Below are 22,408 nucleotides of genomic sequence, written 5' to 3'. Positions count from 1 at the left end.
GCACCCCGAAGGCGAGGTCGGACGAGCGGGCGGAACGCGGACGGAACGAAGCGATCCACAAGGCCGACCATGACGACTTGAACGCGTTCAATCCCTATGCGAGGGTGCGACATGAGTTCTTGAGCCCATCGGTCGCGCACGCGGCCCGCGGAACTCACCGGGGGTGGATTGTGCCGCGTTCCTGCCGTACCGCGCTGGTCTTGCTCGCCGCGGCCCTCGCCCTGACGGCCTGCGGCAGGCTCACCGTCATGCCGCCGCCCGAAGGCGAACCGGTCCTCCTGGAGCCGGCCGCGCTCGCGACCACCTGGGTCGACGCCGACGGCGGCACCCTCACCCTGAGCCGCGACGGCACGTTCCTCGCCGATGAGGTCTGCGTCGCCGTCGGCTGGTACGACAGTTTGGCCTGGTCCGGAACAGGCACCTGGAAGCAGAGCTCCAACGAGGAGCAGAGCTTCCTCACCGTGTCCTTCGACACCGCGCACGCCGTGGGCTACAGCGCCACCCACCCCGAAACGGTGCGGAAGCCCGACTCCTACGCCGCCTTGAGGCAAGACAAGGTCCTGAAACTCTGGACCGCCACCGGCGATCCGGACAACGACTACCCGAACTGCGTCCTGAGCAGCCGGGCCCGTTGACCAGGACGCCGCCGTCGTTCGTTCGCTCAGAGCCCGCGCACGAAGGCCGCGAAGGCGGCGGGGCCGACGGTGAAGACGGGGCCGTCGGGGACCTTGGAGTCCCGGACGGCGATCCGGCAGGGCTGGGGGGCGATCTCCACGCAGTCGCCGCCGGTGTCCGCGCTGTACGAGGCCTTACGCCAGGCGACATCGCCGAGCGGAGCGCACTCGACGCACTGGCCGCCGGCGTCTCCGCTGTACGAGGACTTACGCCACTGCGCGCCCGTCAGGTCCTGGATGCTGTCCATAGCGTTCCTCCATCACACGGGCGATCCGTACCGCCGAGTCCTCCACCGAGAGGGCGGCGGCCTGCAGGTGATCGTATCGGCTCGAACCCTCCCTGAGGGCCTGTGGATTGGCCGTCATATGCCCCTGGACGAAGTCCTCGGTGTAAACGAGATCCGGGTCGCCGTCAAACCGCAGGAGATTAAAGGAGCCCTGAAGCCCCGCATGAGCTCCCGCCTCGAAGGGGAGGATCTGCACATTCACCCACTCCCGACTTCGCACCGCCAACAAGTGCGCGAGTTGGGTTCGCATGACAGCCCGACCGCCAATCTCCTGGTAAAGCGCGGACTCACTCAGCACCACCCACATCAGCGGCGGCTCGCGGCGCTCCAGGATGCGCTGCCGCTCCATCCGGGCCGCCACCTTGCCGTCGAGAGCGTCGTCCCCCCGCACGCCCAGGAGGGCCCGCGCATATCCCTCCGTCTGCAGCAGGCCATCCACGATCTGGGCCTGAAACGACGAGATGTAGGTCGCCTTCGCCTCCATCTCCTCGTACGCCTGGAACCAGGTCGGCAGCTGGCTCCGTAGCACCAGCCCCACCAGACGGGAGAACACCCCGCCCGTGTCCAGCGCGGCGTCGACCCGTTCCGAGAAGTCGCGGGTCGGAACCTTCCGCGCGGTCTCGATCTGCCCGATCAGCGAGCCCGCGCAGAAGATGATGTCGCCCAACTGCCCCTGTCTGAGCCCTGCGGCTTCCCGCAGGCGGCGCAGTTCGGCGCCGTAGTAGTCCAGCGGAGAGGCGCTGGGGTCGAGACTGCGGATGTTGACCATGGAGCGGTCACCCCCAAGTACACGCCGGGCGGCGTTCGTTTCGGTCCATAGCCGAGCGTAACCACGCCGCTCCAGTCTGGTGCCATGAATCTCACAACTGACTGCTCAGCGGAACAAGTTGACGCCAGCTATCGCATGGGCTTCACCGTCGGTGACCATTCCGCCGGCCACATGCGCCGCATCCTGCGGATGTTCCTCGCGCAGTGGGAGCTCGACGCCCTGGCCGGGGCGGCGGAGCTCGCGCTCACCGAGCTGGTCGCCAACGTCGTACGCCACGTACCCGGACGCGGCTGCGTGGTCCTCATCCTGCGCCGGCCGGACGGGCTGCGCGTGGAGGTCTCCGACGGGTGCCCCTCACCCCCGCGGCCGGCGGCGCCCGACGCCGGGGAACTGAGCGAGGGCGGGCGCGGCCTGCTCCTGGTCGAGGCGGTAACGGACCGCTGGGGCACGGACGCGAACTCCACTGGCAAGACGGTGTGGTTCGAGTGCGACGCCGCCTCGCGGTGACCCGCTCCGGGTCAGCCGCGCGCCTGAGCGGCCCGGGCGCGGTCGCAGATCATCCGCATGATCTCCTCCGCCTCCCGCTCTGAGCCGGACCCCTCGCACCCCCCGGTATCACGCGGCGCTCCGAAGCAGTGTCGTTCCCCCGCCCCCGGTAAGGAACACCCCCTTCCGCCCCTCGATCAGCGGACCCGTGCGTGCTCGACGGCCGCCGCCGCCAGGCCCGCCACGAACGGGTGCGCGCGGGTGCCGTCGCCGTCCAGTTCGGGCTGGAAGAGGGTGGCCAGGAAGAAGGGGTGCCCGGCCAGTTCGGCGATGCGGATGTCGCCGGATTCGTCGGTGCCGGTGAAGGTCATGCCGTGGGCACGCAGGAGGTCCAGGTGGTGGGGATTGGGGCCGTAGTTGCAGTGGTAGCGGGCCTGCGTGCGGTCCGCGCCGAGCAGCCGGGCGGCGCGGGATCCGGGGGTGACCCGTACGGTCCCCTCGTGGCCCACGAGCGAGCAGGCCAGCGGGACGACCACCGCGTCCGCCTCGGCGCTCGCCGGGTCGTTCTCGGCGTGGGCGGCCCGGTCCAGCCCGCAGACCGTACGGGCGAACTCCAGCAGGGCGTGCTGGAAGCCGCCGCAGGTGCCGAGGAAGGGGATGCCGTTCTCGCGGGCGTGCCGGATCGCCGTGAGCACGCCGTCCTCGCTGCGGTACGGGCTGCCGGGCAGGACCCAGACGGCGTCGAAGCCGTCCATGCCCTCGCCGGCCTCCTCGGTGGGGATCCAGTAGGCGTCCAGGTCCAGGCCCTCGCGCAGGCGCAGCGCCTCCAGCAGGCCGGGGACGCGGGCGTGGGAGCGTACGGCGTCGGAACGGTCCGCGATCAGGGCGATGCGGGCGGGCGGCGTGGAGGGGTTCGCGTTCATGACCACCATCCTCCGAGCGCCCGGCCCATCACGTCCAACGATGATCCGCACTACCCGCATAAGCGATACTGATGCCCATGGATCCGCATCTCCTCCGCACCTTCGTCGCGGTCCTCGAACACCGCTCCTTCTCCGCCGCCGCGTCCGTCCTCGGCTACACGCAGTCGGCCGTCTCCCAGCACATCGCCGCCCTCGAAACCGACCTGGGTGCCCGGCTGGTCGAGCGCCGGCCCGTCGCCCCCACGGAGGCGGGGGCCCGGCTGATGGAACACGCCCCCGCGCTGCTGCTGCGCCTGGACGCCGCCCGCGCGGACATCGCCCGGCTGCACCGGGCCCCCGACGCCCGGCTGACGCTGGCCTGCTCCCCCGCGGCCTTCGGCCCGGCGCCCGCCCGCGCCCTGGCCCGGCTGCGCGCCGCCGGGCCGGTGGAGGTGGACCTCCACGTCCTGGGCCGGGACTCCGTACTCGAAGCGGTCCTGACCGGCCGCGCCGACCTCGGCCTCGTGGACGGGGTGGCCGCGCCCAGCGACCCCCTCCCGCTGCCGGACCTCGGGCCCACCGTCACCCTCGCGGTCGCCGAAGAGCCCCTGGCCGTGCTCTTCCCGCACACCCACCCGCTGGCGCGGCGGAGTTCGGTCCGGTTGCCCGACCTGGCGCAGGCGCAGTGGATCGACGCCCCCGACACGGCGGTGCCCCTCGCCCGGCTCCGCGAGGTCAGCCACACCCCCGGCTTCCACCCCCGGATCCGCCACCACGGCACCGACCCGCAGGCGCTGGCCGCCCTGGCCGCCGCCGGGCACGGCCTGACCGCCCTCCCCCTCTCCCTGGCCACCGCCTTCCCCGGCACCACGGCGGTCCCGGTCCGCACCCCGCGCCTGGTCCACCGCACGGAACTCCTCCACCCCACGGCCCCGACCCCGCACGCGGCCGGGCTGGCGGTCTTCCTCACGGGCTCGGGGTAGGCCCGGCCCGTCCGGACCTGGCCCCCGGGGCCGCAGCGGGGAGTTCACGCAGCGGCCCTACTTCCACTCCACGCCCTTCACCGACAGCTTCGTCGCGTCGTAGGCATTGGTGGAGAGGACCGTCGCGGGTCCACCGCCCCGCGGGACCTCCACGACCGCCGTCACACTCCACACTTCCTCGATGCCGGCCCACTTGCGGTGGCCCCCGCCCAGCAGGGCTTCGGAGTCGCTCTCCGGACCCAGCAGTGCCCAGTTCGCCACGGTGACACCCCTGTTCCGGTACGTTCCCTCGAGGGTGCAGGTGACCAGGGAGCCGCCGTCCTTCAGCCGGAACACCGGCAGTTCCTCCCCCACCGGACGGTAGGAGAAGCTCCGCTGCAACTTCTCCGCGTCCCACCCGTTGAAGTGGTCCACCATCTTGCTGGTGAAGTCCCCCGGTGCGAAGTGCGGGCTGTCCGGCTCCCCCGCCGGCGCGATGAAGCTCAAGTGGTCCGCGTAGCGCCCGCACACAGCGGTGTCCGCCGTCGCGGTCGGCGACAGCTCCGCGCTGTCGGCCGCTCCCCGCGCCGGCTCCGGCAGCACCTTCGGGCGGACCTTGATGACCCCCTCCTTGGGGGACGCGGTCGGCGAGGCGCTCGGGGTCGCCGGAGGAGGCACGGTGACGACCCAAGTGGCCGCCACGGCCTTCCAGTCCCCAGCACCTCCGCCGGCTGCGCCGTCTCCACTGCCCGCGCGACGAGTGAAGTAGTGCAGGACGGAGCTCCGGTCCTTCTCCGCCCCCTCCCTCTTGCTCAGCACGGCGAATCCCCGGGGAGCCGGCGCCCCCTCCGCCACCGCCGGAATCAGGAACACCGGCTGCACGTACCGGACCGGCGTCGTCTTGGTGCCCTTGGCCCGGTCCAGCCGCGCCGCGGCCCGGCTCTCCTCCAGCAGCCGACCGCCCTCCACTGCGGCGACCGCCTCGGTGTCGCCCTTCTCGACGGCCGCGGCCTTCTCCAGCACGTACCCGTCGAAGACCCCCTTGGCCTGCGCCTCCGTCAGCAGCGGCGCGGCGCCGCCTGCGGTGCCGGCCGAAGCCCGGCCGGGGGGTCCGGCGGCCCCGCCGCCACTCGTGCACCCGGCCAAGACCGTCCCCACTAAGACAACGGCTCCCATCGCGCTCCACGCACGCCCGCGCAGGACCATCGCCCGCTCCCCCTGTCGGTCCATCACATCGGCGTGATCATAAAGTGCGGGTATGACAGCAGGGGCCTACAGGACAGCCCCCGACCCCAGTAACCGACCGGAGAGTTCCCGTGACCTTGCAGCTGATGCCCATCGACCGCGAACCGGCCGCCGGAGCGGTCCTCCTGACCGGCATCCCCGGAAGCGGGAAGTCCACCGTGGCCGCCGCACTGGCCGCGCGGCTGAGCAGGTCGGCCCACGTGGAGGTGGACGCGCTCCAGGACATGATCGTCAGTGGCGGGCAGTGGCCGTCCCCGGACGCGAACGCGGAAGCCGACCGTCAGATCTTCCTGCGGGCCCGCAACGCCTGCCTCCTGGCGGACAGCTTCGCGCGGGCCGGTTTCGTCCCGGTGCTCGATGACGTCGTGGTCCGCCGTTCCCACCTCGACTTCTACCGCGCGACGCTCACGGCCGTGCCGCTGCACCTCGTCGTACTGGCTCCCGGCCCGGCGGTCGCGTGGCAGCGGAACCAGGCCCGCGAGAAGGCTCTCGCCGTGGACTGGTCCCCGCTGGACGAGGCCCAGCGCTCCGAACTCGGGCAGGAAGGAACGTGGATCGACAACGCCGCGCAATCGGTCGAGGAGACGGTCGAAACGATCCTCTCCGCAACCGGCCTGGGGTCCGAGACCGGCGCCGCGAGACGCTAGCCGAGATCCAGAACCTCGTCGTCCGCGTGCGCGCCGAACTCGGCGACGCGCACCTCCGCGATGCGCTCGTACCGGCTGATCCGGTCGGTCCACTCCGCGTCGACGCCGAACGCCACCTGCGCGAAGCCCACCCGCCCGATGGCCTCGGCCAGGCCCGGATCGCCAGGGGCCAGCAGCCGCACCGGCTCGTCGAGCGCCACGGTGTGCGGCGGCACGAAGTACTCGTCCGGCACAACGGTCCGCGCGTGGACGAGCGCGCCGACGGCAACGACCGAGCCGGCCCCCAACCGTGCGGACTGCAGGACCGTCGCCGCGGTCGCCACATAGACGCACCTGCCGACCTCGCAGCCCAGCAGCGTGGCATGCGGCCCCACGAAGACGTGGTCGCCGACGAGCACCGGCTGATCGCCGGCGACCGCGGAGCCGCGCAACACCGCGTTCTCGCAGATCACCGCCGCCTCCCCGATCTCGATCCGGGACCCCTCGGCATCGAGCACCGCTCCGTACATCACCCGCGCCCTCGGCCCCACGCGGACGTCACCGACGAGCGTGGCCGTCGGGGCGACGTAGGCGGTGGGATGGACCTGCGGTTCGTGCCCGCGGTGCCGGATGCGGATTCCCTGCGCTTCAGCGGTCATGAGCGGATTCTCGCCCGACCGACCGCGAGCACGCTGGCGGATTTCCGACGTCGCGTTCGCCGAGACCTGTGCCGTCCGCGATCTGCCACCTGCGCACCACCTGCCCCGGACCCGGGCCGGGCTTCTCGTCAGGGAGCCGCCGGTCCGGTGGACTCGGCGCCGCCCAGGAGGAACTCGGTCGCGCGGGCGATGGCCTCGGCGTATAGCTGGCCCCGCTGCGGCCCGCGACGGTCGCGGCGCTCTCGGCCATCCGGTCGACGGACCGCTTGGCTTCGTACAGCGCCCGCAGCAGGGCGGGTTGTACGTCGGGGGCGGCCATGGGGGCGGGGTCGAAGTGCTCGTCCGCCGCCCCGCGGCCCGCGCCCGGGCCCGCGCCCGGCACCCCGGGCGGGCCCGGGCATGGCGTCCTACCAGCGGGTAAGGCAGCATGGGGCGCCGACGTACGCCGATCCAGGCCGCATGCCACCCACCCCCGCAGGAGGAACACCATGGCCAGCCCCAAGCCGGAGACCCTCGCCGCCTTCGAGGCCGCCAAGGGGTTCATGCCCGTAGGGGAAGGGCTCGCCCTGTACGAGGCGGCCGCCGCCGCGGCGGGGCTCGGGCTGCCGCTCCTGGAGGTCGGCACCTACTGCGGGCGCTCCACGATCCTGCTCGCGGATGCCGCCCGCGAGGCGGGGGTGAGCGCGCTCACGGTGGACCACCACCGGGGCAGCGAGGAGCAGCAGCCCGGCTGGGAGTACCACGACCCGAGCGTCGTGGACCCGGAGGTCGGGCTGATGGACACCCTGCCCACCTTCCGCCGGACCCTGCACCGGGCCGGCCTGGAGGACCACGTCATCGCGATCGTCGGCCGCTCCCCGCAGGTCGCCGCCGCCTGGGGCGGCAAGCTCGGCCTGGTCTTCATCGACGGCGGCCACACCGACGAGCACGCCACGGGCGACTACGAGGGCTGGGCCCCGCACCTCGCCGAGGGCGGCACGCTGGTGATCCACGACGTGTTCCCCGACCCGGCCGACGGCGGCCAGGCCCCGTACCGCGTCTACCTGCGCGCCCTGGCCTCGGGCGCCTTCGAGGAAGTCTCGGTGACCGACTCCCTGCGCGTGCTCCGGCGCACGGGCGCGGGCATCTGACCTTCGGGGGCCGCCCCGGGGCAGGCCCCGGCATATAACCTCACCGCGCCCCCGGATGGCCCACGGTCCGTACACCCGACCGACCTCCGGTCTAGCATCGCCGGGTGCGCTACGACGAAAGCTCCCCGCCGCTCCCCGAGTCCTCGACGTCCATCAGTCCGGACCGGCCCTGGTACGCCCGCCGGTCGACCCTGGTCGTGGCGGCGGCCGCGATCGCCCCGGCCGCTCTGGCCGGGTGGGTACTGACCGAGGTGCTGAGCGGGGGCACGAGCGACGACTCGCGGCCGCCACGGATCGTGATGCCGCTCGCGGCCTCGGCCGCCGCGACCTCCGCGTCGGCCGCACCTTCGGCGTCGGCCGCATCCTCCGCCTCGGCGGCGCCGACCCCCGCACCGGGCGCGAGCGCCGCCCCCGCCGCCCCCGCCGCCAAGGGGACACTCGCCGGCCGCACCGTCGTCATCGACCCCGGCCACAACACGGGCAACTTCAAGCACACCACCGAGATCAACCGCCAGGTGGACATCGGCACCAACCGCAAGGAGTGCGACACCACCGGCACGACCACGAACTCCGGCTACATGGAAGCCGAGTTCAGCATGGACGTGTCCCGGCGGCTGCGCACCGTCCTGGAGGCCAAGGGCCTCAAGGTGATCCTCACCCACGAGGCCGGCAAGGAACGCCCCTTCGGCCCGTGCATCGACGAGCGCGCGCGGATCGGCAACGAGGCCGTCGCCGACGCCGTGGTCTCCGTCCACGCCGACGGGGTCTCGGCCGGGAGCCGCGGTTTCCACGTCATCCTCCCCGCCAAGGTCAAGGGCGGCGGGGCCGACACCGCGAAGATCATCGGACCTTCCCGGCAGCTCGGCGAGCGGATCGCCGGGAACTTCGCCCGGACCACCGGTTCCGCCCCCGCCAACTACCTCGGCAGCGGAACCGGATTGGTCGTGCGCGACGATCTGGGCGGACTGAACCTCTCGACCCGCCCCAAGGTGTTCATCGAATGCGGCAACATGCGTGATGCCAAGGACGCGGCACAGCTGTCGAGTCCGGAGTGGCGCCAGAAAGCGGCCCAGGGCATCGCGGACGGCATCGTCGGCTTCCTCGGCGGGTAGGGCCACCAGGACCGTCCTTCCGGACGGCCCGCAGCCCCGACCCTCTCGGCCGCGGCGAAGCTCCGTACCATGGTGCCGCCCGCCCCCTGCGTCACGGCGGGCGCCCACGGCACCACGAGACGACGAGACCGAGAAGGACACCTGAGACGTGAACATCCGATCCCTCACTCGAGGCGACGGCGTGGTGATCGGAGCAGCGGCGCTGCTGTTCATCGCCTCGTTCCTCGATTTCTATTCCGCGCCCAACGTCGACGCACCGAGCGCATGGGACACCGACGTCTACCGCCTGGCGCTGCCGAGCATCTTCCTGCTCGCCTTCATCGCCGTCGGCCTGCTCGTCGCCGCCCGCCTGCAGCCCGCCGGGCGCCAGCTCCTGGGCCTGCCCTTCCAGGCCTGGGGCACGGTGCTCTCCGTATCGGCGGCCTGGTCCGCGCTCTGGGGCCTCATCACCTGCCCGACCGGGGCCGACCTCGGCGCGGGCGCCGTCATCGCCTTCCTCGCCACGGCGGTGCTGGCCGGCGTGACCCTCTTCGGCGCGAAGGTGCCCGCGCTCGCCGGGCAGCTGGTGCCGGACCCGAAGCCCGCCACCGCCGCCGTCCCGCCGTACGGCGGCCAGCCGCAGCAGCCGGGCGCCGGGTACGGATACCCGGGCGGCCAGGAGCCGCAGCCGTACGGGGCCGCCCCGCAGCCGGTCCCGCCCTACGGCGGCGGTCACGAGCAGCAGCCCCACGCCCCGCAGGACGCGACCCCGCCGCCGGCGCCGGCGGCGGACTTCACGCCGTTCTGGTTCGCCGTTCCGGTGGCCCGCCCGCTCTTCGCCGAGGACGGCAGCCCCGCCCCGATCGCGGAGCTCGCGCCCGGCACCTGGTACCTGGCGGTGGAGCAGCGCGGTCCGGCCACCCTGATCGCCCAGACCCAGGACGGCCGCCGCGGCGTCCTCAACGACACCTCGGGCATCCAGCGCGGCTGATCCCGGGCACGCCCACGCACAACGGTCCCCCGCCCTTCCGGGCGGGGGACCGTTGCCTTACAGTCACCTGACGCATCGTCAGATTCGTGGAGGGGACCGTCACATGCGCCTCGGACTCGCACTCGGCTATTGGGGCCGCGGCCCCAATCCGGACCACCTCGACCTCGCCGCCGAAGCCGAGAACCTCGGCTACGACTCCGTGTGGACCGCCGAGGCCTGGGGCTCGGACGCCTTCACCCCGCTCACCTGGATCGCCGCGCACACCTCGCGCATCCACCTGGGCACGGCCATCGCGCAGATGGCCGCCCGCACCCCGACCGCCACCGCCATGCAGGCACTGACCCTGGACCACCTGTCCGGCGGCCGGATGATGCTGGGCCTCGGCCTGTCCGGACCGCAGGTGGTCGAAGGCTGGTACGGGCGCCCCTTCCCCTCCAGCCCGCTGACGGCGACCCGGGAGTACGTGGACGTCATCCGCCAGGTGCTGCGCCGCGAGGCCCCGGTCGCCCTGGACGGGCGCTTCCACAGCCACCCGTACCGGGGCGCGGACGGCACCGGCATCGGCAAACCGCTCAAGCCCATCACCCACCCGCTGCGCGCGGACCTGCCGATCCTGCTCGGCGCGGAGGGCCCGAAGAACATCGCCCAGACCACCCGCATCGCGGACGGCTGGCTCCCCCTGTACTGGTCGCCGACCCGCACGGACGTCTACCAGGCCTCGCTGGCCGAACTCCCCGAGGGGTTCATGATCGCCCCGATGGCCCGCGCGAAGGTCTGCGACGACGTCGCGGAGGGACTCCTCCCCGTGAAGGCGATGCTGGGCTTCTACATCGGCGGAATGGGCCACGCGGCACGCAACTTCCACGCCGACCTCATGGGGCGGATGGGCTACGAGGAGGAGGCGCAGCGGATCCAGGAGCTGTTCCTGGCCGGGCGCAAGGAAGAGGCCGTCATGGCCGTCCCGGACGCCTTCGCGGACGAGATCTCCCTGGTCGGACCGCGGGAGCGGATCGCCGAGCGCCTGGAGCTGTGGCGCAAGGGCCCGGTGACCGACCTGCTCCTGACCGCCCCCGACCCGCACACCCTGCGGGTCCTGGCGGAGCTGAACACCTAGGACGCCCCGCCGGACCCGCGCACCCTCCGGACCCCGTCCGCCGCCGGAGCCACGGCCGGCGCCGGAACCCCGGCCGGCGCGGCCGGGCCGGCGGGACGGGAGCGGGGGCGGTGCGGCTACCGCGGCTCGGAATCCGGGGTTTGCTCCGGAAGGGGCGCCAGGAGGGACCCGGGCACCGCCTCCGGGAAGGCCGTCAGGAGCTCCCGCAGGTCCAGCGGCATCACGGCGATCTCCATGCCGCCGCCGTCCTCGGCGGACTCGACCGTCACGATCCGCGAGCCCGGGTTGATGGAGATGCCCTCCCGTACGGAGGGAACACGTACGCCGGTGGCCCGGGCGCCGGTCAGGAGCACGGGCTCGCCCCGGCCGGGCACCCAGCGGGCCGCGCCCTGGTCGGCGTACACCCGGCCGCTGCGCCAGCGGCCGCTGCCCGCGGGCCGGCGAGCCATGCCCGGGAGTCCGGCCGGGGAGCCGGCGGCCTGGCGCCGGCGGTGTTTGCGGCGCATCAGCCAGCCGGTCGCGGCGGCGACGCCGGCGAAGAACACGAACTCGATCATCGGCCCATTCAAACAGGTGGAACGGAAGCGGGCCGGACCGGAGGATTCCGGTCCGGCCCGCTTCACGGAGATCGCGTCAGCCGGTCAGCCGGTCAGCTGGCCCGCGCTCGGGACCTTGTCGGTCACCGTGGCGCCCGCGCTCTTGCCGGCCTCCTTGACGCTGTTGATGACGTCCTCGAAGGCACCGATGTCGGCGTCGCCGGCCTGGCCCTTGCGCAGCTTGGTGCCGAGCCCCTTGAGGGAGTCGATGCCCGCCGTCAGCGGGCCCACGGCCTTCGACAGCAGCGGGTCGCCCTTGGCGTTCTCGCTGGCCGCCTTCAGCCGGTTGTAGGCGAAGGCGCCCGCGAGGCCCGCCTTGACCAGGGCGAAGGTGCGGCCCTTGGTGCCCTTCTTGAACTTGCCGGCCTTGTACGGCTTGATGATCCACTGGTAGGTGGCGCCGGCCGCGAGCCCCGCGTTGGCGACGAAGCGGGTCTTGGCGAACTTCTGCTTCTCCGCCGGGGTGCTGGGCGAGGGAGTCGCGGCGGCCGCCTCCGCCTCCTCGGCGGAGGCCGCGGCGTCGGCCTCGGCGAACGCGGCCATGGCCACCGAGACCTCGTCGGCCTGACCGGCGGCGGTCTTGTCGCCACCGCCCGAACCGCAGGCGGTGGCACCGCCGAGCAGGGCGCAGGACAGGAGCACCGCCGTGAGGGCGCGGCGGAAGCGGACGGCTGTGGTGGGTAGGGACACGGGTTTCCTCCGGGGACTGAGGCGTCCCCCGCAGCCTCACCCCGGCCACCCGACTCCGCCACCGGGGCGGGCCGTTCGGGTCTCCCCCTTGGGTTTACGCTGCCCGGGAGCGGCCACAAGCACGGCATGCGCACACACACGCGAGCACACACCAGAGGAAGCAGTCAGGCGGGCCGTGCCGTCGCGGTCGTCGTCGACGTCATGGCCTTCATCATCGGCCTGTGGATCCTGCTGTACCTGTTGGATGCCAACCAGGGCAACGCCCTGGTCGACTTCATCCACGATGCGGCGAGCTGGCTCGCCGGATGGTCCTACGACCTCTTCACCTTCGACCGCGACTGGGTCCAGGTGGTGGTCGGCTACGGCATCGCGGCCGTCGCCTACCTGGTCATCGGCCACGCCATAGCGGGGCGGCTCTACCGCCGCTAGACCGTCGGCGGCCGTGTACTTCCCTGTCTTTCTCCGTGCTTCTTCTCGGATTCCGGTGTGCGAGGGCAACCATCCGCGCCCGCCGCGGGTCGTACGGGCGAGAGTTGATCAGTTGGACTTCGCCCGGGGGGCTCTTGTGAAGAAGAACACGGCGACAGAGCAGGCCTTGCCCGCCCACTCCGCGCCCCATCCACCTGCGGCGTCCGCCGCCGCCGCACCGGACCGGGTCGCGGCGGCCCCGGGGGATCCCCGCACCGTCTTCCACTTCGCCGTCCCCACCGAGGGGCGGGCGTACGACCCCGAGAACTACGCCGCCGTGCGCTGACGTCCTCGGCGCACGGCGGGACGCGGGGCGGGCTGCGCCGGTACGGGTGGCCCGCCGTCACCCGTCACCCGTCAGCCGTCACCCGTCAGCCGCAGCAGTCCGGTTCCAGGCCGGCCGGCAGGGTCAGGCCGCCGAAGACCGTGCCGGTGGCCTCGTCGCCGCCCAGGGCGGCCACCGCGAGGAGGAGCGAGCCCGCCGTCCAGGTGGTCTGCTCCACGGGCCAGACCGCCCGGTCGTCGAAGACGTACCCGGTCCAGTACATACCGTTGTCGGCCCGCAGGTGGCCGATCGAGCGCAGGATCTCCAGGGCCCGGTCCGCCTCCCCCGTCGCCCAGAGCGCGAGCGCCAGTTCGCAGGACTCCCCGCCGGTCACCCAGGGGTTCGGCAGCACGCACCGTACGCCGAGGTCGGGGACGACGAACTCCGCCCACCGCTCCTCGATCCGGGCCTTCGCCTCCGCGCCGGTCAGCGCCCCGCCGAGAACCGGGTAGTACCAGTCCATGGAGTAGCGGGACTTGTCGAGGAACCGCTCCGGGTGCCGGCGTATCGCGTGCCCGAGGGCGCCCGCGGCCAGTTCCCAGTCCGGCTGCGGATCGCCCCGGTACTCGGCGATGGCCAGCGCGCAGCGCAGTGCCTGGTGGATGGAGGAGGACCCGGTGAGCAGTGCGTCCGTGACCGCCTCGCCGGAGGCTTCGCGCTTCCAGCCGATCTCGCCGCCCGGCTGCTGGAGCCGCAGGACGAACTCGACGGCCGCGTACACGGCGGGCCACATCCGGTCGAGGAAGGCCTCGTCGCCGGTGGACAGGTGGTGGTGCCAGACGCCGACGGCGAGGTACGCGACGAAGTTGGTCTCGCGGCTCGCGTCCTGCGGCTCGCGGGTGTCGACCCCGTCCTCGCGGTCGGCGTAGGCCGCGTACCAGGAGCCGTCGTCGTTCTGGTGGCGGACCAGCCAGTCGTAGGCGCGCTCGGCGGCCTCGTGCTCGCCGGCCGCGTCCAGGGCCATCGCGGCCTCGGTGTGGTCCCACGGGTCGAGGTGGTGCCCGCGGAACCACGGTATGGCCCCGTCGGCGCGCTGCGCGGCGAGGATCCCGGAGACGGTGGCGGCGGCCTGATCGGCCGTCAGCACGCCGTCCAGTACGAGGTGTTCGGGTGCGGTGCGCCCGGGAGAGCTCACTGCGCGGCACTCACGGGGAGGTGCGGCTTGGTGGCGTAGGCGACGAAGCTCTTGCCGATGACCGGGTTCAGGGCCTGCTCGGCGAGCCGGGTGAGCGCGGGCTTCTTCATGATGTCCCAGACCAGGAGCTTGTGGTACGCCTTGACGGGCAGCGCCTTGTCGTTGTCGACGCCGAAGGCGCACTTGAGCCACCAGTACGGCGAGTGCAGGCCGTGCGCGTGGTGGGTGCCGTACGGCTTGAGGCCCGCGGACTCCATCTTGCCGAGCAGTTCCTCCGCCTTGTAGATGCGGATGTGGCCGCCCTCGACCTCGTGGTAGGCGTCGGACAGCGCCCAGCAGATCTTCTCGGGGCCGTAGCGCGGCACGGTGATGGCGATGCGCCCGCCGGGCTTCAGGACGCGGACCATTTCGGCGAGGACGCCCTTGTCGTCGGCGATGTGCTCCATCACCTCGGAGATGATGACGACGTCGAAGGACTCGTCGGGGAAGGGCAGTGCGAGGGCGTCGCCCTCCATGGCGGTGGCGGTGGCGCCTGCGGGGGCCTCCCCGGCCTCCTTCATCGCGGCGAACCACTTGGCGACCTCGCGGATCTCCTCGCCGTTGCGGTCGAGGGCGACCACCTGGGCGCCGCGCCGGTAGCACTCGAAGGCGTGCCGGCCTGCGCCGCAGCCCAGATCGAGTACGCGGTCGCCTGCGGCGAGCGGGAACCGGGAGAAATCGACGGTCAGCACGTGGTCCTGCCTTCGCGGTCGCGGGGTGGGGAGGGGAACTGCATCGGACGGAAGGAGGAGGTCACCGGGCGGTACGGGCCTTCGGCGCGCGGGACTTCGCGTCCGCCGCCGCGCGCTCGATGGCGGCGCGGTAGTGGACGACGGTGCCCTCGGCGGCCCTGGCCCAGGTGAAGCGGGACAGCACCCGTTCGCGGCCGGCGGCGCCGAGCCGGGTGCGCAGTTCGGGGTCGCCCAGCAGCCGGCCCAGCGCGGCGGCCAGCGCGCCCGCGTCGCCGGGCGGCACGGCGAGGCAGCTCTCGCCGTCGGGGCCGGTGACCTCGGGGATCGCACCGCCGGTGGTGGCGACCAGCGGGGTGCCGGTGGCCATGGCCTCGGCCGCCGGGAGCGAGAAGCCCTCGTACAGCGAGGGCACGCAGGCGATCTGGGCGCTGCGGACGAGGTCGACGAGTTCGGTGTCGGTGATGCCCTTGACGAAGCGGACCGCGTCCTGGAGTCCGTACGTCTCGATCGCGCGGGCCACGGGGCCCCGTTCGGCGCGCTTGCCGACGACGACGAGGTGCGCCTCGGGCTGTTCGGTACGGAGCTTCGCGAGCGCCTCGACGAGGTGCACGAGCCCCTTGAGCGGGACGTCGGCGCTGGAGGTGGTCACGATCCGCCCGGGCACCTCGGCCACGGAGGCGTCGGGCGACCAGAGGTCGGTGTCGGCGCCGATGTGGACGACGTGGATGCGCTCGTCCCGGACCCCGAGGTGCTCGGCGATCTCCTTCTTGGAGGAGCCGGAGACGGTGAGCACGGAGGCCAGCCGCCGGGCCACGCGGCCCTGCATGCGCGTGAACCCGTACCAGCGCCGCACGGAGACACGCTTGCGGCGGTCCTTGGCGGCGGCCAGGTCCAGCTTGCGGTCGACGGTGATGGGGTGGTGGATGGTGGTGACCAGCGGGGCGCCGAGGTCCGCCAACAGTCCGTAGCCGAGCGTCTGGTTGTCGTGGATGACGTCGAACTCGCCCGCGCGGGCGGCCAGATGGCGGCGCGCGCGCAGCGAGAAGGTCAGCGGCTCGGGAAAGCCGCCGGTCCACATGGTGGCGACCTCGACGGCGTCGATCCAGTCGCGGTACTCGTCGCGCTTGGGGGTGCGGAACGGGTCGGGGCTGCGGTAGAGGTCCAGGCTGGGCAGCTCGGTGAGGGTGGCGCCGGCGCCGGTGAGGGCGTCGCTGTCGAGCACCGGGTAGGGCTGCGCGCCGATGACCTCGACACTGTGGCCCAGCTTCACGAGCTCGCGGGCGAGGTGGCGGACGTAGACGCCCTGGCCGCCGCAGAACGGGTTCCCCTTATAGGTGAGGAGTGCGATCCGCAACGGGCGGCTGCCGTCGGCGGCGGCCCCCGTGGAAGGGCTCGTAGGGCTCGTCACCATGGCCTCTGCGGTCACTCTCGGCCCCCTTCTCCCTGCCTTTTCGCCGGAGCGTAACCGCTCGGATAATGTAGAACAAGTTTCAGACTTGATCCGCTGAAGAGCATTGAATCTACCGGCCGGAAACCACACCGTAAGAGGGGTGGCGGGTGATTCGCGCCACGGATCGGGCGCCTGCCATGCTGGGGCGCGCGACAGCCCGGGGCGGCGCGCGCGGTCACCCCGGCGCGGACGTGAACGCTTGGGCACTGGAACGGGAACTGAAACGCCTTGGAACCGGAACGGGACAGATGACAGCGGAAGCGAAGGCCGTGACCCCAGCCGTCACCACACCGGCGTCTCCGCCCCTGACGGAACGCCAGGAGGCGCGCCGCAGGCGGATCCTGCACGCCAGCGCCCAGTTGGCGAGCCGGGGCGGCTTCGACGCGGTGCAGATGCGGGAGGTGGCGGAGTCCTCCAGCGTGGCCCTGGGCACCCTCTACCGGTACTTCCCCTCCAAGGTGCACCTGCTCGTCGCGACCATGCAGGACCAGCTCCAGCACATGCACGGAACGCTGCGCAAGCGCCCGCCGGCCGGGGACGAGCCCGCGGCCCGGGTCGCGGAGACCCTGATGCGCGCCTTCCGCGCGCTCCAGCGGGAGCCGCACCTGGCGGACGCGATGGTCCGCGCGCTCACCTTCGCGGACCGCAGCGTGAGCCCCGAGGTGGACACGGTCTCCCGGCTGACGACGGCGATCATCCTGGACGCGATGGGCCTGGACGCCCCGCCGACGGCGGAACAGCTGTCGGCGGTCCGGGTCATCGAGCACACCTGGCACTCGGCCCTGATCACCTGGCTCTCGGGCCGCGCGTCGATCGCCCAGGTGAAGATCGACATCGAAACGGTCTGCCGCCTGATCGACCTCACGGCCCCGCAGCCCCACCCGGCGACGCCTCCGACGCCTTCGACGCCTTCGACGCCTCGGACGCCTCCGAAAAAGTCCTGATCTGACTGGTCGGGCGCCACACGTGCCGCGGGCGGAACGAGGGCGGGACCCAGCCCTGCTCCTTCAGAGGCCCGGGACCCGCCGGAGGTCGCCGAGGACGCGCCCGCACCGGCCGGCGGGGCGGACCCGCCCGGTCCGCCGGAGCCCGTGGGCGCGGCGGACCGGGTCAGGCTAGAAGGTCCAAGCCACCCGGGTGCCGAAGCCACCGGTACCGGTGCCGGGGTAGAGCCACATGCGGCCGTCGTCCGCGCGCTCGCGGGCGAGGAGGTCGGGCTTGCCGTCTCCGGTCAGGTCGCCGGCGCCCACCAACTGCGTGAAGACGTCCCAGCCACCACCCATGGCCACCCGGCTGCCGAAGGCACCCGCACCCGTGCCCGGGTAGCGCCACAGCTGCCCGGCGCCGTCCACGGCGAGGAGATCGGACTTGCCGTCACCGGTCAGGTCACCCGCACCCACCAACTGCGTGAAGACGTCCCAGCCACCACCCATGGCCACCCGGCTGCCGAAGGCGCCCGCACCCGTACCCGGGTAGCGCCACAGCTGCCCGGCGCCGTCCACGGCGAGGAGATCGGACTTGCCGTCACCGGTCAGATCGCCCGCACCCACCAACTGCGTGAAGGCGCCCCAGGCGCCGTCCATGGCCACCCGGCTGCCGAAGGCACCCGCACCCGTACCCGGGTAGCGCCACAGCTGCCCGGCACCGTCCACGGCGAGGAGATCGGACTTGCCGTCACCGGTCAGGTCACCCGCACCCACCAGCCGGGTGAAGACGTCCCAGCCGCCCCCCAGACCCGCCGCCGGGCCGTAGCCACCGGCGCCGGTGCCGGAGTACCGCCACAGCTTCCCGGCCGCGTCGACGGCGAGGAGGTCGGGGCGGGCGTCGTTCGTGAGGTCGCCGGTGGCGGTGAGGGTGGTGAGGGGGCCGGTGAAGCGGGGCAAGGGGATGCTGTAGACCACGCGCTGGGGCTGGTTCTCGTTGAGGAGCCAGAGCGCGTCGCGCTGGGGGTCGTACGCCATGTTCTGGAGGTGGACCGAGGCGCGCTTCCACAGCTGGACCGGCTGGCCGGGAAGGGCCCGGTAGACGCAGCTGTTGACCGGCTCGACCGCGGGGCCACCGGGTACCCATTCGACGTACTCGGGGCACGGCGCCGAGATGAGGTGCGTCCCGTTGTACGAGACGACGCCCTGTGCGCCCACGATCGGCGAGGACCAGGCCGCCGTGGCGCGAACGGCGCTCCCCGTGCCCTCCGCGACCGTGCGCGGGAGTCCGGTGGCGGGGTCGAGCGGCCACCGGACGATCTTGCCCCCGGTGCCCACGAACCCCTGGGTGGCGCGTGAGGTGACCTCGGTGGTGATGATCGCGGGGGTGGCGCCGCTGAGGTCGAGGGAAGCGCCCGCGTTGCACGGGTTGGGCGACGGGGTGGCCAGGTAGGTGCCGCAGCCGGTGGGGTTCTGGTACGAGAAGGTGCCGACGGCGGGAAGCACGTAGCCGAAGTTCTCCGCGGAGAAGGTCCCGGAGGCGTCCCTCCCCATCCCGGAACCGGCCGCGTTCACCTTCCAGAGGTGGTTGAGGTCGAAGACGTGGAAGCCCTGGCCGAAGCCCACGAAGAGCCGGTTCTTGTACCAGACCACGTCGTCGCCGTGTCCGGTGAGCGCCGAGAAGGTGCCGCTGCCGGGGAGGACGAGGAGGACGTGGACGTAGCGGACGCGGGCCGGGTCGGTGGTGTCGGCGAAGCTGACGCGGACCTGGGTGTTGCCGGACTTGTACCAGCTGGCGGCGAGGACGCGGCGGCCGTCGACAGGGGCGAAGGGGGTGGCGTTGGCGGTGATGCCCTGGGGGATCCAGGTGCTGGTGGTGGTGTCCGCCTCGTCCCAGCAGAAGCCGGAGGCACCGGAGTTGTAGGCCCCGTCGTTGGCGAGCTTGGCGGGGGCCGGGCAGGTGGCCGGGCGGCCGACGCGATCGGCCGCGTCGAGGACGGTGGCGAGGGAGACGGGCGCGAGCCGGTCGGCGTAGGACTGTTCCAGGGCGGTGGTGGCGGCCTTGGCGCTCGCGTCGTACCAGAGGCGGTAGCCGGAGGGGTCCTGCGGTACGAGGGGCGGCGCGACGGTGGCGCCGTCGGGAACGGTGGTGGTGGCGGCTGCGGATGCGGCTGCGGCTGCGGGGAGGGCTTGGGCCGACCCCGCCGCCAGAACGGCGGCGAGGAGCAGGCCCAGGCCCTTGAGCCGTGTGCGGACGGCGGCCATCAGTTGAAGTTCCAGCCGGCGCCGTTGTCGACGCGGGCGCCGAGCTTGCCCGCGCCGATGCCCGGATAGACGTACAGCTTGCCGTCGTTCTGGCGGGCGACGACGTCGTCCTTGCCGTCGCCGGTGTAGTCGCCCGCGCCGGAGACGCTGGTCATGCTGCCCCAGTTGGTGCCGGCCTCGATGCGGGCGCCGAGGCTCCCGTTGCCCTGGCCCGGGTAGACGTAGAGCTTGCCGGTGGCGTGCTCGACGGCGAGCACGTCGTTCTTGCCGTCGCCGGTCAGGTCGCCCGCGCCGGAGGCCACGGACATGGTGTCCCAGTTGCTGCCGATCTGGACGCGGGTGCCGAAGTGCCCGTTGGACAGCCCCGGGTAGACGTAGAAGTTCCCGTTCGAGGTCTCGGTGGCGATCAGGTCGCCGCGGCCGTCGCCGTTGAGGTCCTTGGTTCCGGCGATGCGCATCGCACCCCAGCCGCCGTTGTTGTCGATACGGGTCCCCAGATGGCCGTTGGACTGGCCCGGGTAGATCCACAGCTTGCCGGTGGACTTCTCGACCGCCGCCACGTCCGTCTTGCCGTCGCCCGTCACGTCGCCGAGGGCGGTGACCTGGTTCATCGAGCCCCACCCGCCGTTGTCGACGCGGGCGCCGAAGTGGCCGTTGCCGGTGCCGGGGTAGAGCCACAGAGTGCCGTCGCCCGTGTTGGCACGGGCGAGGAGGTCGGGCCTGCCGTCGCCGTTGAGGTCGCCGGAGGCGACGACGGGGGCGGGCTCGGGCGGCGCTTGCGGGAACGGGTCCGCGTCGTCGGCGCCGAGCCCCGCCTTCGGTCCGCAGTTGGGCCAGGCGCCTTCGCCCTGGCCGGCCAGCACCTTCTCGCCGATGAGTATCTGCTCGGTCTTGGTGGCCTGGTGGGCGTACGCGGCGTAGGCCTCGCCGCCGTACGAGCGCCACGTGGACGCGGAGAACTGCAGGCCGCCGAAGTACCTGCCGGTGGCGTCGATGATCTGCCAGTTTCCGCTGGACTCGCACTGCGCGACCTTGTCCCAGGTCGCCACCGAGGCGGCGGAGGCCTGACCGGTGGTGAGGAGCGGCGAGAGGAGGGCCGCCGCCGAGGCGGTGGCGAGGGCGGTGGCGTAGGTACGTCGCATGGACACGGAGTTCTCCTGGCAGCGAAGGGCCGGTCTGGGGCCGGCCCGCACGGGTGGTGGAGCGGCGGAGGGGATCGGGGCACGGGCCGGAATGTGTCGGGGCCGGTGCCCGGTCGGGGAGGACTCCGCCCTGACCGTCCGGCGCGGTGGGCACGCCGGACGGTCAGGACGGGAGGGGGGTCAGGACCGGAGCGGGGTCAGGACCGGAGCGGGGTCAGGAGTCGAAGTTCCAGCCGCCGCCGTTGGCGATGCGGGCGCCGAGCTTGCCTCCGCCGATGCCCGGATAGACGTACAAGTTGCCGTCGTTCTGGCGGGCGACGATGTCGTCCTTGCCGTCGCCGGTGTAGTCGCCGGCCCCGCTCACGCTGGACATGCTGTCCCAGTTGGTGCCGGCCTCGATGCGGGCGCCGAGCTTGCCGTCGCCGGTGCCCGGATAGACGAACAGCTTCCCGGTGGCCTCCTCGACGGCGGCCACGTCGTTCTTTCCGTCGCCGGTCAGGTCACCGGCACCGGAGATCACGCTCATGCTGTCCCAGTTGGTGCCGATCTGGACGCGGCTGCCGAAGTGGCCGTTGGTCAGGCCGGGGTAGAGGAACAGGTTGCCGGTGGCCGTCTCCATGGCGAGGAGGTCGCCGCGACCGTCACCGTTGAGGTCCTCGCTTCCGGCGGTGCGCAGGGCGTTCCAGCCGGCGCCGTTGTCGACCCGGGCGCCGAGGTGGCCGTTGGTCCCCCCGGGGTAGACGTACAGCTTGCCGGTGGACTTCTCGACGGCGAGCACGTCGGCCCGGCCGTCCCCGGTCACGTCGCCGGCGCCGGTGACCTGCACGATGCTCGACCAGCCGCCGTTGTCGATCCGGGTACCGAACTTCCCGTTGCCCAGGCCGGGGTACACGTACAGGTTCCCGCTGCCGGTCCCCGCGCGGGCCAGCACGTCGGGCTTGCCGTCGCCGGTGAGGTCGCCGACCGCCGAAACGGGCGCGGGTGAGGCCGGGTTCGTCGGGACGCCGCAGTTGTTGCTCGTGATGCTGCGCTTGACGTACGGGTACCCCACACCGTCGAACGTCGCGGGCTGACCGACGCCGTCGAGGGTCTGCTCGAAGTGCAGGTGCGGCCCGGTGGAATTGCCGGTGTTGCCGAGTCGGCCGATCATCTGACCGGCTTGAACCGTGGTGCCGACCGACACGGCGGTGCTGTCGAGGTGGCCATAGTGCGTGGTCCACCCGCCACCGTGGTCGATGCGGACGTGAGTTCCGGCCCAGCCGTTGCTGGCTCCGGACGCGGTGACGGTACCGGCGGCGCTCGCGGTGACGGGGCGGCCTGTGTCGTCACCCGGGTAGTGGTTGAGGTCGACCGAGTAGGTGGGCAGATGGCCCGCGTAGGTGGTGGCGACCCAGGTCTCTCCGCAGGGCACGGGCAGCTGGAAGGCGGGCCGTTCGGCGGCGTGGGCGGTGGGCATGGCGACGACGGCGGCGAGCGCGGTGACGGCGAGGGCGGTGGCGAGGGCACGCTTGGACATGGGGTTCCTTCGGAAGGGACGGCAGGGAGGTGACGCGAGGAGGTGTGCACGGGCGGCGTGGCCCGGTCGACCGGGGCCGGGCCGGGGCCGGGGCCGGGCCGGGGCCGGGGCCGGGCCGGGGCCGGGGCCGGGCACACCCGATGACTGGGTGCGCCCGTGCCCGGGCCGACCTGCGGCGGTCGATCTGCGGCGGTCGATCTGCGGCCGGGCCGAGCAGGTGGCCGGGCCCGG

24 protein-coding genes are annotated in these 22,408 nt (G+C 72.7%); 11 read left to right on the top strand and 13 right to left on the bottom strand.

Features of this window, described 5'->3' with window-relative positions; translation table 11 throughout:
• Positions 1–170: 170 nt before the first annotated feature.
• Positions 171–635: a hypothetical protein gene (locus ACIQV3_RS38785; protein ID WP_403721554.1), complete on the top strand. Its 465-nt coding sequence runs from the start codon at positions 171–173 to the stop codon at positions 633–635.
• 26 nt (positions 636–661) lie between these two features.
• On the opposite strand, the gene ACIQV3_RS38780 is transcribed toward ACIQV3_RS38785, so the two are convergent.
• Together ACIQV3_RS38780 and ACIQV3_RS38775 are read right to left on the bottom strand one after the other, a co-directional pair.
• On the bottom strand, positions 662–922 hold the full coding sequence (locus ACIQV3_RS38780) for a DUF397 domain-containing protein (protein WP_403721551.1): 261 nt from the start codon (positions 920–922) through the stop codon (positions 662–664).
• Positions 882–1,730: a helix-turn-helix domain-containing protein gene (locus ACIQV3_RS38775; RefSeq protein WP_403721549.1), complete on the bottom strand. Its 849-nt coding sequence runs from the start codon at positions 1,728–1,730 to the stop codon at positions 882–884. Before ACIQV3_RS38775 ends, ACIQV3_RS38780 begins: the two co-directional genes overlap by 41 nt.
• An 84-nt stretch (positions 1,731–1,814) precedes the next feature.
• Between ACIQV3_RS38775 and ACIQV3_RS38770 the strand changes: the two genes are divergently transcribed.
• Positions 1,815–2,237: an ATP-binding protein gene (locus ACIQV3_RS38770; RefSeq protein ID WP_403721547.1), complete on the top strand. Its 423-nt coding sequence runs from the start codon at positions 1,815–1,817 to the stop codon at positions 2,235–2,237.
• Positions 2,238–2,413: 176 nt separating this feature from the next.
• Here the strand turns inward: ACIQV3_RS38770 and ACIQV3_RS38765 are convergent, their stop codons facing one another.
• A complete protein-coding gene (locus ACIQV3_RS38765; RefSeq protein WP_403721544.1) occupies positions 2,414–3,139 on the bottom strand; it encodes a hypothetical protein in 726 nt (241 codons plus the stop codon).
• 77 nt (positions 3,140–3,216) lie between these two features.
• Between ACIQV3_RS38765 and ACIQV3_RS38760 the strand changes: the two genes are divergently transcribed.
• On the top strand, positions 3,217–4,101 hold the full coding sequence (locus ACIQV3_RS38760) for a LysR family transcriptional regulator (protein ID WP_403721542.1): 885 nt from the start codon (positions 3,217–3,219) through the stop codon (positions 4,099–4,101).
• Between the two features lie 57 nt (positions 4,102–4,158).
• On the opposite strand, the gene ACIQV3_RS38755 is transcribed toward ACIQV3_RS38760, so the two are convergent.
• Positions 4,159–5,238: a hypothetical protein gene (locus ACIQV3_RS38755; RefSeq protein ID WP_403721539.1), complete on the bottom strand. Its 1,080-nt coding sequence runs from the start codon at positions 5,236–5,238 to the stop codon at positions 4,159–4,161.
• A 173-nt stretch (positions 5,239–5,411) separates the two neighbouring features.
• Between ACIQV3_RS38755 and ACIQV3_RS38750 the strand changes: the two genes are divergently transcribed.
• Positions 5,412–5,972, top strand: coding sequence for an AAA family ATPase (locus ACIQV3_RS38750; protein WP_403721574.1), 561 nt, complete (start codon positions 5,412–5,414; stop codon positions 5,970–5,972).
• Here ACIQV3_RS38750 and ACIQV3_RS38745 read toward each other — a convergent pair.
• Positions 5,969–6,610, bottom strand: a complete 642-nt coding sequence (locus tag ACIQV3_RS38745; protein ID WP_403721538.1) for a gamma carbonic anhydrase family protein — start codon at positions 6,608–6,610, stop codon at positions 5,969–5,971. The genes ACIQV3_RS38750 and ACIQV3_RS38745 overlap by 4 nt on opposite strands.
• Positions 6,611–7,098: 488 nt before the next feature.
• On the opposite strand from ACIQV3_RS38745, the gene ACIQV3_RS38740 reads away from it, so the two are divergent.
• The 4 genes from ACIQV3_RS38740 (at position 7,099) to ACIQV3_RS38725 (ending at position 10,936) form a co-directional block, all read left to right on the top strand.
• Entirely contained in the window at positions 7,099–7,740 is a 642-nt protein-coding gene (locus ACIQV3_RS38740; protein WP_403721536.1) for a class I SAM-dependent methyltransferase, read from the top strand.
• Positions 7,741–7,844: 104 nt separating this feature from the next.
• Positions 7,845–8,852, top strand: a complete 1,008-nt coding sequence (locus tag ACIQV3_RS38735; RefSeq protein ID WP_403721535.1) for an N-acetylmuramoyl-L-alanine amidase — start codon at positions 7,845–7,847, stop codon at positions 8,850–8,852.
• 148 nt (positions 8,853–9,000) lie between these two features.
• Positions 9,001–9,822 carry a hypothetical protein gene (locus ACIQV3_RS38730; protein ID WP_403721533.1) on the top strand — a complete coding sequence of 274 codons (822 nt, stop codon included), beginning with the start codon at positions 9,001–9,003 and terminating at the stop codon, positions 9,820–9,822.
• Positions 9,823–9,925: 103 nt separating this feature from the next.
• Entirely contained in the window at positions 9,926–10,936 is a 1,011-nt protein-coding gene (locus tag ACIQV3_RS38725; RefSeq protein ID WP_403721531.1) for an LLM class F420-dependent oxidoreductase, read from the top strand.
• 116 nt (positions 10,937–11,052) lie between these two features.
• Here the strand turns inward: ACIQV3_RS38725 and ACIQV3_RS38720 are convergent, their stop codons facing one another.
• Entirely contained in the window at positions 11,053–11,493 is a 441-nt protein-coding gene (locus ACIQV3_RS38720) for a hypothetical protein (protein WP_403721529.1), read from the bottom strand.
• Between the two features lie 84 nt (positions 11,494–11,577).
• The gene (locus tag ACIQV3_RS38715) at positions 11,578–12,222 is read right to left on the bottom strand and encodes a hypothetical protein (protein WP_403721528.1); all 645 of its coding nucleotides are present in this window, start codon (positions 12,220–12,222) and stop codon (positions 11,578–11,580) included.
• A gap of 126 nt (positions 12,223–12,348) precedes the next feature.
• Between ACIQV3_RS38715 and ACIQV3_RS38710 the strand changes: the two genes are divergently transcribed.
• Together ACIQV3_RS38710 and ACIQV3_RS38705 are read left to right on the top strand one after the other, a co-directional pair.
• Positions 12,349–12,651 (top strand): hypothetical protein, encoded by a 303-nt coding sequence (locus ACIQV3_RS38710; RefSeq protein ID WP_403721526.1) that lies wholly within the window; start codon positions 12,349–12,351, stop codon positions 12,649–12,651.
• A 136-nt stretch (positions 12,652–12,787) separates the two neighbouring features.
• Complete coding sequence (locus ACIQV3_RS38705) at positions 12,788–12,976, top strand: hypothetical protein (protein WP_403721525.1); 189 nt, start codon at positions 12,788–12,790, stop codon at positions 12,974–12,976.
• Positions 12,977–13,061: 85 nt separating this feature from the next.
• Here the strand turns inward: ACIQV3_RS38705 and ACIQV3_RS38700 are convergent, their stop codons facing one another.
• The 3 genes from ACIQV3_RS38700 to ACIQV3_RS38690 form a co-directional block, all read right to left on the bottom strand.
• Positions 13,062–14,150, bottom strand: coding sequence for a prenyltransferase (locus ACIQV3_RS38700; protein WP_403721524.1), 1,089 nt, complete (start codon positions 14,148–14,150; stop codon positions 13,062–13,064).
• Positions 14,147–14,881: a class I SAM-dependent methyltransferase gene (locus ACIQV3_RS38695; RefSeq protein WP_403721522.1), complete on the bottom strand. Its 735-nt coding sequence runs from the start codon at positions 14,879–14,881 to the stop codon at positions 14,147–14,149. Before ACIQV3_RS38695 ends, ACIQV3_RS38700 begins: the two co-directional genes overlap by 4 nt.
• A 61-nt stretch (positions 14,882–14,942) precedes the next feature.
• Positions 14,943–16,307, bottom strand: a complete 1,365-nt coding sequence (locus tag ACIQV3_RS38690) for a glycosyltransferase family 4 protein (protein ID WP_403721519.1) — start codon at positions 16,305–16,307, stop codon at positions 14,943–14,945.
• 272 nt (positions 16,308–16,579) lie between these two features.
• On the opposite strand from ACIQV3_RS38690, the gene ACIQV3_RS38685 reads away from it, so the two are divergent.
• On the top strand, positions 16,580–17,275 hold the full coding sequence (locus ACIQV3_RS38685; RefSeq protein WP_403721517.1) for a TetR family transcriptional regulator: 696 nt from the start codon (positions 16,580–16,582) through the stop codon (positions 17,273–17,275).
• Between the two features lie 171 nt (positions 17,276–17,446).
• Here ACIQV3_RS38685 and ACIQV3_RS38680 read toward each other — a convergent pair whose 3' ends face one another.
• From ACIQV3_RS38680 to ACIQV3_RS38670, 3 genes are all read right to left on the bottom strand, one after another.
• The gene (locus ACIQV3_RS38680) at positions 17,447–19,519 is read right to left on the bottom strand and encodes an FG-GAP repeat domain-containing protein (protein ID WP_403721515.1); all 2,073 of its coding nucleotides are present in this window, start codon (positions 19,517–19,519) and stop codon (positions 17,447–17,449) included.
• Positions 19,519–20,661, bottom strand: a complete 1,143-nt coding sequence (locus ACIQV3_RS38675) for an FG-GAP-like repeat-containing protein (protein WP_403721572.1) — start codon at positions 20,659–20,661, stop codon at positions 19,519–19,521. The genes ACIQV3_RS38680 and ACIQV3_RS38675 overlap by 1 nt, the downstream gene beginning before the upstream one ends.
• A 214-nt stretch (positions 20,662–20,875) precedes the next feature.
• Entirely contained in the window at positions 20,876–22,177 is a 1,302-nt protein-coding gene (locus tag ACIQV3_RS38670; protein WP_403721513.1) for an FG-GAP-like repeat-containing protein, read from the bottom strand.
• Positions 22,178–22,408 lie beyond the last annotated feature (231 nt).

This window comes from Streptomyces sp. NPDC099050, from assembly GCF_044759865.1.
GTDB lineage: Bacteria > Actinomycetota > Actinomycetes > Streptomycetales > Streptomycetaceae > Streptomyces.
The sequence above is the reverse complement of the archived record's forward strand: the minus strand, read 5'-3'. Positions and strand labels throughout refer to the sequence as shown.